The organism is Actinospica durhamensis, assembly GCF_018139695.1.
Classification (GTDB): domain Bacteria; phylum Actinomycetota; class Actinomycetes; order Streptomycetales; family Catenulisporaceae; genus Actinospica; species Actinospica durhamensis.
Genome location: NZ_JAGSOG010000004.1, coordinates 22,944 through 35,174, shown reverse-complemented (window position 1 = coordinate 35,174; position 12,231 = coordinate 22,944). Strand labels below are relative to the sequence as shown.

Genomic DNA, 12,231 nt, shown 5'->3' with positions numbered 1-12,231 from the left:
CGTCGTCAGCCTCCGGTGCTGCTCAGCCGAGTCAGAAGCTGGTCGAGCTCCGCGACGGTGGGCGCATCGAAAACCTCGTTCATCGATATCTCCAGGCCGAACTCCGGGCCGACCCGGCTCGCGATCAGCATGGCGTCGATCGACTCGCCCCCCAGGCGAAAGAAGTCGTCATCGACGCCGCACCGAGGCCTGGAGAGCACCTCGGCGAAGATCGTGCACAGGGCGACCTGGCGCGGGGTGTCGGGTGATCGGTAGGGCACCAGGCCACGCAGATCCGGTGCGGGCAGCGCCTGCGACTCCGGCGTTCCCGCGAAGTCCGTCGGGATGGCGTCGACGACCACGATGGCGGCCGGCACCGCGCTGCCGGGCAACATCGCCCTGACGTACCTGTGCAGCGCCTCCAGGTCGAAATCAGGGCTGTTGGGCACAGCGTAGGCCACCAGGACCTGGCCCACAGGCTCCTGCACATGTGTCAGGACCGCGACGTCCGCGAGTTCGGGGTAGGCGCCCAACACTTCTCGCACGTCCTGGATCGCAGTCACAGCCATCAGCTGCTCACCTCCATTAGAGCTCCGAGAGTCCCCTGGACACCTTCGCAGCCTCGGCGTGCCGGCAGGTCCTCCGCGTTGCTCGGATTCGGGCCCGCCGGTCCTCGAAGCGTCCATGAGTTGCGGTGCACGCGTACCGATCGTCCGAGGCACGTGAAAGATGCTGAACCTCGTGCGACGACCGGACCCGCGCGCCGTGCGCCAGCGCGCCCGGTAGGTAGTTCGACGGTTGTTCAACAGCGGTGACCGGATCACCTCAGGCGGCCGCGCCGACCAGCTGGGAAGGCTGCATATCCAGACTCCGATTTCGCCACGGCGCAAGCGAGAGAGCTACCGGCACATCGTTGGGGCTCAGTTCCCTCATCCGGACAGTCGCTCGCGCGGACTGATCAGGACGCACCACCACGGGGCTCACGGATCTGCCGCTGAGCAGCCATTGCGGGGACTCGTTGTCCTGACCGGCCACCGCCCATATATGCCATCGCCCGGCCGGCACACCGGCAATCGTCATCAGGCCGCTTCCGTTCATCTCCCCATAGCGGTAGGCCACCGGCGCGCCCTGTGGAATGCGCTCCGGGTATATCCCCACCAGAACCTGCACGGGACCGACTGCCAACGGCAGTTCGGCCGCGACCATCACGGTGCCACCACGGTGGACGGGCGGGGAGGCATGTGCCACGCCTGCGGCGCGCAATGTCGCCGATGACGGCAGACGCAACAGGTCCGGCGCCATGGCCACCAGGAGCGCCTGCACGTCCGGGTCCCGGTACTGGGTCGGAGTCATCCCGACCATGCTGGTGAATCTTGTGGTGAACGTGCCGGTGCTGTTGTAGCCGACGCTGCACACGATGTCCGTGACCCTCAGCGACGTGGTCAACAGCAGGCGCTTCGCCTCGAACATGCGAACCGCCGCCAGGTACCGACCAGGCGTAAGACCGGTGGCTTTACCAAAGACTCGGCAGAAGTGATACGGACTGACGAAGACCGACGAGGCCAGCTCGCCCAGCGTTATGGGTTCGGCATACCTGGACTTTATGAGATGTATGGCTTCCCGCACTGCCGAATGCATGGTTCCTCCAGTGATGGATTTTCTGCACCGTTGATCAGCAGGCGCAATCAACGGCAGCCAAGAATCACCTGATCAGTGCACCCGCCGACAAAGGTGCCAAGCGCCAACATGGCGACGTCAACGACCGCACTTGGTTACCTAAAGGAACCAGAAACGCCCCTCGAAGAACTTGACATGGTTCAGCGCGGCATCGCGAAAGCCCTAGTCCTGCATCACATTTCCCGTTTCATCGACGCCGCGCGGAACACACTCGCCACGACACTCGTCTCGACGCAGGAAGGCGTGACGTTCCTACTCTGTAGTGCGACCGCCCATCGACACAGAGCAAGAATCGACGCCGTCGCAGTTACGGTCTAGGTATGCCACCTCGTGAATGGCACACATCACACCACGTATATTGAGCGGTATGGTGTCCGCACGACGGCGCGTTGGATTGGGCTTCGCCGATGAGTTCTCGAGAACGCCCGCAGCCTATGCGTGCTGAAATTCTGCTGAAGTGATAAACGACCCAAGGCAAACGAGCGATTTCGCGGACAGGTGACTTCGAATAGCCTGTCCGGCAAACCAACATTCACCTGGATGGGCCTAGTGATAGTTTGCAGGTCCTCGACTACCCGCAACATCTTCCATGGTGCCTAGCACATAAAACCGCCTCTACCAACGGTCGCATCACGATCAGAGTGCTGACCGACGTGGCTCGCTCGCCGCGTTTGACCGCCGCCGAATACCCCGTCAGCCCTCGGAGGCGATCCGTGGATTGGGCCTGGGGCCGCGGCTCGGGCCTGGGAGCCAGGATCGCCCAGCCGTCGGGGCGGTCGGGGCAGTCGAGGTAGTGCTCGTCGAGGATGCAGTGTCGCCCGGAGTCCAGAGCCGGTGCCGGGCGATCTCGCACGGCCCGGCCGCAGTGTCGGCGGTCACAACCAACTCCTCGCCACCCACCCGGCAGAACATGAAGATGCCGACGTGCCCGAGCGCGACCGAACAGCGCACCGAGCCCCAGCGCACGCTCCGCCCATCGCCGACCAGCTGCCGGCCCCGACCGCCAGATCGAGCGCGACCTCCGGGACGCGGCACACCACCCCGCGCCCGTCCGCCAGCCGGCCAGTCGGCCGCGGTAATGCCGCCCCAGGGCCACCATCCGGGACCACGCACCCGGATCCCGGCGACGCGCTCGATCGTCACACGGTCATGACGTAGTCCGAGAGCGCGAACCTCGCCACCCCGCCCGGGATCCGCAACACCGCACCCAGATTCACCCAGACCGCGATCACCACCCGGAACCTCGACTGATCCTGGACTGCGGGTGCCGGTTCCTGTGCGGAGAACGCGTTGTCAGTGGTGCGTGCGATGCTGCAGCCGTGATGACCTGGGACGACTTCTGGAAGCTGATCGCCACCCTCGGGGGACGGACCGACTATGACTCATGCACTCGACTGACGAACGCCCTGGCCCTGCGGGAGGTGCAGGAGATCGCCGGGTTCGGGGAACGGATAGCCGAGTCCCTGTATCGGCTCGACCAGGAGCGCTTCGGACGCTTGCCCGTGGCGAACATGGGGTCCCCGGACGCCCCCTTTCCGCAGTCGGGTGATCATTTCCTCTATGCGCGGTGCGCGGTGGTCGCAGCCGGGCGCGACGTTTATGAGGGCGTCTTCGATGACCCCTCGGGCTTCGGGCCGTTCACGGCGACGAATCTGGAGGGTGAGTGGCTGCTGTACGTAGCCCAGAACGCATTTGAGCTGGTGACAAGTGAGGAATGGGACCGTAGGACGCAGTACTCGTTCGAGTCGTATTCGAACCGTGACGGCTGGCCGGGACGGGGCTGACGTCCTGACTCCGCCCTCAGCGCTCCTGATTGAGCTCGTGGAAGGCTCGGAAGTCGAAGAAGCGCAGACCGTCGATCGTCTCTCCGGACTCGATCTCCTGCAGAGTCCAGGGGTGGGCCGAGTAGTCATCGGTCGCCACGCCGCCGTGTTCCAGCAGTAGTGCGACCATGTGGTGAACCTCCGCGGTGCCGTCGATCCGCCCGGAGATGTCGATCTGCACTGCCCAGGTGGGGTGGTGCTGCATGGCCGCTTCGACTGCCGTCACATCGTCGGGATCCCAGTCGGAGAAGAGGTAGCCGGTCTGCTCATCGTCGATGTTGATATAGAGGTCGCCGTTGTAGGTCCACGGATCGCGCTGCTGGGGCAGGTTCCGGTCGAGTGAGGCAACAGTCTCGGCCCGCTCTCCTGTGGGGAAGATGAACACAGTGCGCATGGGGTGGAGCGTAAATGGTGCGGCTTCACGCCGACCGCGATTTCACGACCGGCGTCACGAACGCCTCCTCGGAGGGCGTCAACCGACTGATCAAGACTGATGCGCGCTGCGCCTTCGGGTATCGCAACCCCGCCGACCAGCGACTGCGCGCCCGCTGCGGCACCACCCGACGAGCCCGAGGCCACCTCACCACCCACACCGGCGGACGCACAGCCGACCACGAAACGCTCAGGCCTTTGATGCTGAGGTCACGCTCGATGAGCCTTGCATTGCGCCGGCTGGAAAACCAGATGCGCGGCGCGGCAGACGGGTGTGTGATCTGCCCATGACTATTGCGCTGAGCACGCCGGGAGTCACCGAGTTCCACGAAGTCCTCGCCGCGCTGCGGGACTGGCAGCACGACAAGGCGCCGCTGGAGCTGCATCCCGGCGACCTGGGCTGGGCCTGCTCGCACGGCGTGGAGAAGGTGGTCTCGACCGTCCGGACCTGGAGCAGGGACAGCCGGATCGTCGCCGTCGGGTTTCTGGACCAGCCCGACCTGCTGCGGCTGGCGGTCGCACCGGAGCTCCAGCGGGACGAGGCGACGGCCCGGGTCCTCATCGAGGACTTCTCGGCCCCGGAGCGAGGCGTACTGCCCGCGGGAGCCGTGTATCTGGCGGCGGCGAACGGCACGCTGGTCAAGGAACTGCTGCTGGCGGACGGCTGGAAGACCGACGACGCGTGGACCCCGCTGTCCCTCGACCTCGCGGAACCGGTGCAGGACCCGGGGCTGCGGATCGAGGTGGCCGATTCCGACTCGGCGCACGTGTGGATCGCCGTCACCGTGGCGGCGTGGGAAAAGTCGACCTTCTCGATGGACCGTTGGCACGCGCTGGCCGCCGGACCGGCATTCTCCGACGCCCGCTTCCTGATCGCCTACGACGACCAGGACACCCCGGTGGCGAACATCGGCGTCTGGTTGGCCGGCCCGGGCAAGCCCGGCCTGATCGAGCCGCTGGGCACGCACCGGGACCACCGCCATCAAGGCCACGGCAGGGCCATCACGCTCGCCGGGGCGGCGGCGCTGCGGGCGATGGGCTCGTCCAGCGCCTTCGTGTGCACGCAGAACTCCCTGGCCGGTGCCGTCGCGACGTACAAGTCCGCCGGGTTCACGGCCGGCGCCGAGCGGCTGGACATCTCCCGGAGCGCCTGACTCGGGGCACCCGTCCGGCGGGGCCCCTCCGGCGGAAAGCCAGAGGCGCCCTTACCGGGATGCCGTGCGATGTGAATATCGGCCATGCTATTGCGGAATATTCATATCCGTGAGGTTCTGTCCTGAGGACGGCTATGTCGCCGCCATCCCGGCGGGCGAAGCCCTCATGGACCAACCCCTTGATGCCGTGGTCAAGCCTGCACATCCTCACGCGCCAACCAAGGCTTCACACGTGGCGGCGGTCACCAGCCGGCTTTGATCGTCTCCGCGATGTGGGCGCGGTCGCCTTCGGACAACCACCAGCCGACCGGGATGTAGACCACTCGATCGGACACGCTGTCGAGGCCGGGAAGCGTCGTGCTCATGGCGTCGACACAGCTGTGCGCGTCGTTGCGTCGGGAAATGATGCTGGTCACGATGCCCGCGTCGGCGAGTTTGCGCATGAACGATGGCCGGTCGGACACCTTGACGGGGTACACCCAGAACGAAGCTTGCCTGTCCTGAGCCCGCTCCGTCTGCTCGAGGCCCGGCACTCCGGACAGTTCTTTGTCGTAGAAGGCTGCGTTGGTCCGATGACGCTCCACCAGTTCGTCGGCCAGCTGCAGGTTCGCGAGGCCGATCGCGGCGGCGATGTCGTTCATGTAGAAGCGGAAGCCCCACTCGGAGACGTCGTAGCCACCGTGCATCCGGTCTGCCTGCCTGTTGATCCCGTACCACCTGCGCGATCTGGCCTGCTCATAAAGATCGTCGTCCGGGAGAACGAGCATCCCACCGCTACCGCAGGTGAGCTGCTTGAGCGCGCCGAAGCTGAACATGCAGATATTGCCATGGTTACCCAGGGGCAGGTCCCGGTACGTGGCCCCCCAGGCTTGTGCACAGTCCTCGATCACCATCGGACGAAACCCGAAGCGTTCCTCCGCCCGGTCCAGGATTTCGCGTAGCCGGTTCAGGTCCACTGGATAGCCGGTCCAGTGCACGACCACGATCGCCCTGGTCGCGGGCGAGATCTTCCGTTCCAGGTCGTCAAGGTCGATGTTCAACGTGGCCGGATCGACGTCTACCCAACGGATGCGCAGTCCATTGGCGAGGATCGGCCAGTTCGTACCCTCGAAGGTCAGCGGGGTGCTCAGCACCTCGCCCGGCTCGTCACCGTGGCGCCCCTCGGCCGATCGCGACCGGGCTGCGAGATCGATGCCGAGATGCAGGCCCGAGGAGCCGCTGTTGAGCGCGATGACCCTCGGGTTGCCGATGCGCTCGCCGAGTACGCCTTCGAACTCCGTGACGATCGGCCCGTGTTCGAGCCGACCGCTGCGCAGAACGCCGGCTACCCGGTCCAGCGCGTCCTGCTGCGACATTGCGACATTGAACAGCGGAATCATGAAAGATCACTCACCTCTACGCTGCCGGACGCTCGTTCTTGTACAGCGCCTGCCAGTAGAAGCTCCATGGCGCGGCCCAGCCGTCGGCGGAGCAACGCCACGCCGCACCAGGCTGGTAGGCCGAAACGAAGTTGCGGGCGTGGGCCGCAACCGCCTCGCTGTCATGGACGTCGATGACGTCTTGCAACATGCCGGTGGTCAATGCCAGCTCGACCACCTCACGGCCCTCCGAGTGACCGTCCAGGCTGCCGTCCAGGTATTTTCCGACCGGGTCCTTCACATAGAAGTGGTCGCAGCGCTTGTCGATGAACGCAAGGTAGTTCCGCACGGTGTCGACGGTCATCTCGGCGAACGCGTTGACGCCGACGCCCAGGTCGAAGCGCTCGGAGTCCGGCAGTTCGTCCACCTCGTCGATCGTGAGGAAGTGGACCTTGGCGAACTGGTCGGCATCGAGCACCTTCTCCAGGTACCCGCTGGAGAGCGTCAGAGAGTTTTCCAGATCGACGATGTAGTACGCGGCGACGTCGTGGTTCGACAGCATGGTGTGGCAGGCGCGCCCGTACCCGGCACCGATCTCCAGGATCCGCCGGCCGTCTGGATTGAAACCGGCCGTGATGAACTCCAATTCGAGCACCGCCTGCACGTAGTCCATGCAGACCGCGTCCCCGGCGTACTTCACCGTGATCGGTTCGCCGATGTTCCGATTGCTGATTCTGCGCAATCTGGCCCGGCTTTCCGCGCTCAACCCGGCTGCCAGGTTATAGGTCAGCGCCTTCAGATACCGCACCCCGTTGACGCTGGGATCCCAGAATCCGATCTTGAAGTTGATCGGCTGCGACTTGAAGCTGTCCAATTCCCTGGCCGCTTCGGCAGTGACGTGAACATCGTTGTGGCGCATCCGCAGCTGACTCGGGCCGTATTTATGAGGCATTGTCGTGTTCCAATCCCGCCGTGCCGACTATCGGGAATAGTCCGCAGACGGCGTCGCAGAAGTCTCGGTAGTCGGCGTGGCGGGGGGTGGTGGCCGGTGTGGATGATACGCCGGAATTATATGTGCGACAACTCTCCTCGATGGGTGCCCGGAGTCCGGGCACCCATCCGCCGCCGGAGTTACTGATGATCTCGGCGACCATGTCTCAGAACGCTGGCTTGCCGCGGGTTTCCACCGAGCGGACCGGGCACGGATCGGCGTGCCGTCCAGGAGGCTGACCAGCAGCCGTCTGCGTTCCGGCGCCGAACTCAGATCCGGCTGCGGCCTTCGGCGGTCAGTCGCTCCAGCGCCGGAACGATCTCGTTCGGGCTCGGGGTCGCCAGCCAGATGTCGTGCAGCTTGTTGGCGCCGGCCCGGTACGACGGTCCGTGCAGGACTTCGAGGATCTGCTTGCGGATCTCCTCCACGGACATGGTCTGGTAGTTCATCCTGACACCCGCGCCGTACTTGACCACGTAGTTCGACCACCAGGGTGCCATCATGTGTTTTGCCGGGAGTTCCCAGACCGCCTCGGCCGCGGCCGCGGCCTCGTCGTACTCGATTTCGTCGCTGGTCATGGCGGCCCCGGTGACAGCCGCCGCCGTGACGCGGCGAAGCATGTTGGACTCGTCGGTGTCGGTGACGATCTGCGGCACCCTCGACGCGACCGCCGGCATGGCTGTGCCGCTGCCACCGTGGTGGATATGGAGCGAGCACGTCGGCAGAACCTGAGGCAGGGGCAGCCAATCGGACACGTGCACGTTGTCCGGAATCCGCCGCACCCCGTCGAGCTGGCGACTGTTCAGGGTCGCGATCACGTCCACGTCGAGGTCGGCCAAGGCCTCGAACAGCTTGGGCGTGCGACCGAAGTCACCGTTGACGACCCGCCGCATCGACTCGCCCAGCGACAGGGCGATTCGCGGCCGCTCCAGCCGCTGGAGCAGCCACGGCTGGGAGGTCTCCGCGAAGGCGTACGGCACCCAGCGCACAGGAAGCTTCGGCAGATCGGTCTCCAGCCGAATACCGTCCGGCAGCGGATCAACCGTCCACTGCCCGAACAGGAGTTCCTTGTCGACCGTTACGCCGTATCGCTCGGCCAGCGGCCGCATCGCCTCCGCGAACGGGTTCGCCACCAGTCCGGCCGCCTCGAGCTGGGTCCGGTATTCCTCGAGTCTGTTGTGAAAGAAGCCGGGCCAGTCCAGCATGCTGCCGAGGAAGCGTGCGTGGACCGCACCGCTGGCCGCCGCGGCCACCGCACCGGGCGCGAACACCGGATCCCAGAGCACGAGGTCCGGCTTCCACGTGCGCGCGAACTCCACCAGGTCGTCCGCATACGGAAGGTCAGGCCTCAGATACTCGGAAATCGGATTGATAAGGTACTGATAGAAGCAGATCCAGTGTTCGCGCTCGTCCGGGTTCAGGCCCATGATCTTCGCGTAGGCGTCCACTTCGTCCGGCATGGCGGACATTCTGGCGTCCGGCCTGAGAACCGGCTCGGGATCGTTGGGATCCCCGAGTGACACCGTGATGAGGCCGGTCCGCGTAAGGGCGTCCGCGAAGCCCCCGTGCAAATGCGTGCCGATGCGAACCTCGTGTCCGGCACTCTGCAGCGCCCAGGCCAGCGGTGCGATCGGATACAGATGAACGTTTGCCGGATAGCAGGTCAGCAAGACTCGCATGAATGCCCTCCCTGACAAGACGCCCGCAAGCGCCACGAGTTGAAGTCTTTACTTCGAATAGTTTCACAGGGCACTCATCGCGACCTCTTCACGCTTGTGCAGTACGGGTCACCGCGACCGGAAGCCCGCGCGGTCCACGCCGAACCCCGCGGCGGTTTCGGCCTGACGGATCCGGTTCCGCATGACCCCAGGATGGACACAAGGCCTCGTCGGGGTGTGCACGGTCGTGTGGTGACTCCCGTGCAAAACCCGGCGAGGCCGCTACGTTCGCACCCGCATCAAGACGGACAGGCTACGAACAAACCCTCAGGCAACCCGTTAGCAACGGATGGCGAACCCGGTGAGGTACCGGGTGTTGGAGCGGTAGAGCACGTCCGTCGACACGCTGCGCAGAATGGCGTCGACCTCGTTCACGTAGAGGATCTGCGACCGGTAGGCGCCCCAGTGGATCTGGCCGTCGGTCGCCCGCAGCGCGACCGCGTTGCCCAGGAACGACAGGCTGCGGCCGAGGTGACGCCACGGGCCGTGCACGTTGCGCTGGTACTCGTGGTAGTGGTCCATCGTCCAGACGTTGCCGATGAGCACGCCACCCGGCTTGACGAACTTCTTCAGCCGCTCGATCACGTCCTGGACCCGGCCCAGGTGGTGGATCGCGTTGACACAGATCACCACGTCGGCCTGGCCCAGCTCGAGGTCGGACCAGAAGTCGCCGTGGACCAGGCGCAGCCGCGGGCTGTTGACCCGGTCGCGGCTGGCCGCGAGCGCCTTGGCCGACACGTCGACCCCGACCACCTCGGGCGCCGACGTGTGCTTCACCGCCGCCTCGAGGTAGATGCCCGGCCCGCTGCCGAACTCCATCGTTCGCTGGGCTCCCTCGCCGTAACGCTCGATGAGTTCGATGATGCGCCGCTCGTTGTCCGCGATCTCCGGACCGCCCAGGCTCGACTTGTCGTATCGGGTCGGGTTCCAGACCCGGGCCGCGAAGTACTCGCGTCCCTTGGGCGGAAGGTCTTTGACCAGTCCGCGACCCACCTGGAAAAACGCCTCCGCAAGCATGTTTTCCTCCATGGATAGTTGTAAAATGCATGAGCCGGATCGGATCAGCCGCGCCGGCGCGGGTACGGCGACGTGACGTACGCGGCCGGCCCGATCGCGGGTCCGCTCTCCGGCCGGCCCCCGCCCGGCGCCGCCGGGGGACGCGAACGCGGTCGACCGGGCGAACGGCGAGGTCCGGAACACGTTGCGCGGCAGCGAGTAGCGGCGATGCTTCGACGTACGGGCATGCAACCCTCCTCACGCGGCACGGTCGCGAACACCATGAATGGTCACAGCCCTCGCCACCGGCACGCATCTCCCGAAGTGCCCGTCCCGCTCGTGCCGCGCCCGGCCCCGTCGTCACCGAGCGGAGCGCGGTGGCGGAGCCGGCGGATCCGGTGTCGGCAACCTCGGTGACGTCGAGGCGGTCGGCAGGCCGTGACACGGGCGGCCCTTCTTCGGCCGTGCTGAATATGCCCCGCAGGGTGTTGTTCGGCTTGTTCGTGCCCAGCTTTGCTTGCTTCAATGTCACGCATGCCCGGCTTGGTGAACAACGCGTCTGAGCTGCCCGAAGAGGTAGACGTCATCGTCGTCGGAGCCGGCGCCGCGGGATGTGTTCTCGCGGCCCGGCTCAGTGAGGACCCGAATTGTAGCGTGCTGGCACTGGAGGCAGGCGAACGTCTCGACGGCCCCGAGTTCACGAATCAGTCGTCGGCCATCTGGCTTCACGAGCCGGAGTCGCCCTGGTTCTGGGAACATCTGACGACACCACAGGCCGCACTCGGCGGTCGAGCAGTCTCGCTGCTGACCGGGCGGGCGCTGGGCGGTGGCAGCGCGGTCAATTCCATGGTGTGGCTGCGGGGGCACCCGGTCGACTACGACTCCTGGGCCAAGGCGGGCGCGAGCGGGTGGGGCTGGGACTCGGTCCTTCCTGTTTTCCGCGCGATCGAAAAAACAGCTCCCCGCATCGGCGGTGCCGACTCGCCGATGGCGCTCAGCGACGCCACCGGGCTCGACGTCTTCGCCAAGGCGTTCATCGCGGCAGGCGGCAACCAGGGGCTCAAGGTCCTGCCGTACATCGATGCCGACGACGGTCGCGCCGGGTTCGGACCGCTGCGATCCAACGCGGTGAACGGCAAGCGGCACAGCGTGATCGAGGGCTACCTGCAGCCCGCGCTCGGTCGGCCCAACCTCACCGTCGCGACGGCGTCCCCGGTCGCCCGCCTGCTGACGGCCGGCAAGGCCGTCAACGGCGTGCAGCTCGCCGACTCGACCAGGCGCGTGATCCGTGCCCGCCGGACAGTGGTGTTGACCGCGGGGGCGCTGCGTACCCCGCAGTTGATGATGCTCTCCGGCATCGGACCGGCCGCACACCTGGCCGAGCACGGCATCGCGACCGTCCACGATCTACCCGGTGTCGGCGCGAACCTCCAGGACCACCCCTTGGAGCCCATCATCTGGCCGTCGCTGCCGGGCATCGACCCTCCGGCCGAGTCAGGGCACGACCAGCAGGGCGTCCACTTCCAAGCGGGTGCCCTGCTGCAGACGGACCCCGACACTCCCGCACCGAACCTTCAACTGTCCTTCGTGGTGCTCCGATCCGGCCCCGACGGGACACCGTTCCCGCAGCCGATAGTCAGCTGCATGCTGATTCTGTTGACGCCACGCAGCCGCGGCACGGTGCGCCTGGCGTCAGCGGACCCCGGAGCACCGCCGCTGGTGGACCCGGCCTACCTCAGCGACGGCCACGACCGCGAGAGCCTGCGGGATGGGCTCGTCTGGGTCCGGGACCGCCTGTTCGACGACCCGGCTCTGCGCGCGCTCTGTGGTCCGCCGATGGCGCCGGCCCAGGAACTCACCACCGACGAGGCACTCGACACCTACCTTGCCGAGGAGGTGCGGTCGACCCACCATCCCGTCGGGACCTGCCGGATGGGTACCGGCGAGGGGACGGTCGTCGGCCCCGACCTGGCCGTCCACGGGATCCGGGGACTGCACATCGCGGACGCGTCGATCATGCCCAGCATCGTGCGCGGCAACCCCCACGCGGCCACGATCATGATCGCCGAACGAGCCGCCAGGCTCTTACGCGAACCCTGAGGA

General features: G+C 66.2%; 10 protein-coding genes and 1 pseudogene. 4 read left to right on the top strand and 7 right to left on the bottom strand.

Annotated features, from left to right (window positions below; genetic code table 11):
- Positions 1-5 precede the first annotated feature (5 nt).
- Together KDL01_RS01610 and KDL01_RS01605 are read right to left on the bottom strand one after the other, a co-directional pair.
- The gene (locus tag KDL01_RS01610) at positions 6-548 is read right to left on the bottom strand and encodes a phosphopantetheine-binding protein (protein WP_212526474.1); all 543 of its coding nucleotides are present in this window, start codon (positions 546-548) and stop codon (positions 6-8) included.
- Between the two features lie 256 nt (positions 549-804).
- Positions 805-1,617: a helix-turn-helix transcriptional regulator gene (locus KDL01_RS01605; RefSeq protein ID WP_212526473.1), complete on the bottom strand. Its 813-nt coding sequence runs from the start codon at positions 1,615-1,617 to the stop codon at positions 805-807.
- A gap of 1,361 nt (positions 1,618-2,978) precedes the next feature.
- Between KDL01_RS01605 and KDL01_RS01600 the strand changes: the two genes are divergently transcribed.
- Positions 2,979-3,440: a DUF4240 domain-containing protein gene (locus tag KDL01_RS01600; RefSeq protein ID WP_246575805.1), complete on the top strand. Its 462-nt coding sequence runs from the start codon at positions 2,979-2,981 to the stop codon at positions 3,438-3,440.
- Positions 3,441-3,456: 16 nt separating this feature from the next.
- On the opposite strand, the gene KDL01_RS01595 is transcribed toward KDL01_RS01600, so the two are convergent.
- On the bottom strand, positions 3,457-3,873 hold the full coding sequence (locus KDL01_RS01595) for a hypothetical protein (RefSeq protein ID WP_212526471.1): 417 nt from the start codon (positions 3,871-3,873) through the stop codon (positions 3,457-3,459).
- A 44-nt stretch (positions 3,874-3,917) separates the two neighbouring features.
- Here KDL01_RS01595 and KDL01_RS46735 point away from each other — a divergent pair.
- Together KDL01_RS46735 and KDL01_RS01585 are read left to right on the top strand one after the other, a co-directional pair.
- Positions 3,918-4,061: pseudogene (locus tag KDL01_RS46735) on the top strand (transposase); the annotation flags it as partial.
- A 137-nt stretch (positions 4,062-4,198) separates the two neighbouring features.
- On the top strand, positions 4,199-5,065 hold the full coding sequence (locus KDL01_RS01585) for a GNAT family N-acetyltransferase (protein ID WP_212526469.1): 867 nt from the start codon (positions 4,199-4,201) through the stop codon (positions 5,063-5,065).
- A gap of 242 nt (positions 5,066-5,307) precedes the next feature.
- Here KDL01_RS01585 and KDL01_RS01580 read toward each other — a convergent pair whose 3' ends face one another.
- From KDL01_RS01580 to KDL01_RS01565, 4 genes are all read right to left on the bottom strand, one after another.
- Complete coding sequence (locus tag KDL01_RS01580; protein WP_212526468.1) at positions 5,308-6,444, bottom strand: DegT/DnrJ/EryC1/StrS family aminotransferase; 1,137 nt, start codon at positions 6,442-6,444, stop codon at positions 5,308-5,310.
- Positions 6,445-6,460: 16 nt separating this feature from the next.
- Entirely contained in the window at positions 6,461-7,375 is a 915-nt protein-coding gene (locus KDL01_RS01575) for a putative sugar O-methyltransferase (RefSeq protein ID WP_281415178.1), read from the bottom strand.
- 308 nt (positions 7,376-7,683) lie between these two features.
- Positions 7,684-9,093: a nucleotide disphospho-sugar-binding domain-containing protein gene (locus KDL01_RS01570; RefSeq protein WP_212526466.1), complete on the bottom strand. Its 1,410-nt coding sequence runs from the start codon at positions 9,091-9,093 to the stop codon at positions 7,684-7,686.
- A 318-nt stretch (positions 9,094-9,411) separates the two neighbouring features.
- Positions 9,412-10,149, bottom strand: a complete 738-nt coding sequence (locus tag KDL01_RS01565) for a class I SAM-dependent methyltransferase (RefSeq protein WP_212526465.1) — start codon at positions 10,147-10,149, stop codon at positions 9,412-9,414.
- A 513-nt stretch (positions 10,150-10,662) separates the two neighbouring features.
- Here KDL01_RS01565 and KDL01_RS01560 point away from each other — a divergent pair.
- Positions 10,663-12,228, top strand: coding sequence for a GMC family oxidoreductase (locus tag KDL01_RS01560; protein WP_212526464.1), 1,566 nt, complete (start codon positions 10,663-10,665; stop codon positions 12,226-12,228).
- Positions 12,229-12,231 lie beyond the last annotated feature (3 nt).

Coding starts and splice junctions, on each gene's coding strand:
- KDL01_RS01600 (WP_246575805.1), top strand. CDS start 2,979: ATGACCTGGGACGACTTCTGGAAGCTGATCGCCACCCTCGGGGGACGG.
- KDL01_RS01570 (WP_212526466.1), bottom strand. CDS start 9,093: ATGCGAGTCTTGCTGACCTGCTATCCGGCAAACGTTCATCTGTATCCG.
- KDL01_RS01575 (WP_281415178.1), bottom strand. CDS start 7,375: ATGCCTCATAAATACGGCCCGAGTCAGCTGCGGATGCGCCACAACGAT.
- KDL01_RS01595 (WP_212526471.1), bottom strand. CDS start 3,873: ATGCGCACTGTGTTCATCTTCCCCACAGGAGAGCGGGCCGAGACTGTT.
- KDL01_RS01565 (WP_212526465.1), bottom strand. CDS start 10,149: ATGCTTGCGGAGGCGTTTTTCCAGGTGGGTCGCGGACTGGTCAAAGAC.
- KDL01_RS01560 (WP_212526464.1), top strand. CDS start 10,663: ATGCCCGGCTTGGTGAACAACGCGTCTGAGCTGCCCGAAGAGGTAGAC.
- KDL01_RS01580 (WP_212526468.1), bottom strand. CDS start 6,444: ATGATTCCGCTGTTCAATGTCGCAATGTCGCAGCAGGACGCGCTGGAC.
- KDL01_RS01610 (WP_212526474.1), bottom strand. CDS start 548: ATGGCTGTGACTGCGATCCAGGACGTGCGAGAAGTGTTGGGCGCCTAC.
- KDL01_RS01585 (WP_212526469.1), top strand. CDS start 4,199: ATGACTATTGCGCTGAGCACGCCGGGAGTCACCGAGTTCCACGAAGTC.
- KDL01_RS01605 (WP_212526473.1), bottom strand. CDS start 1,617: ATGCATTCGGCAGTGCGGGAAGCCATACATCTCATAAAGTCCAGGTAT.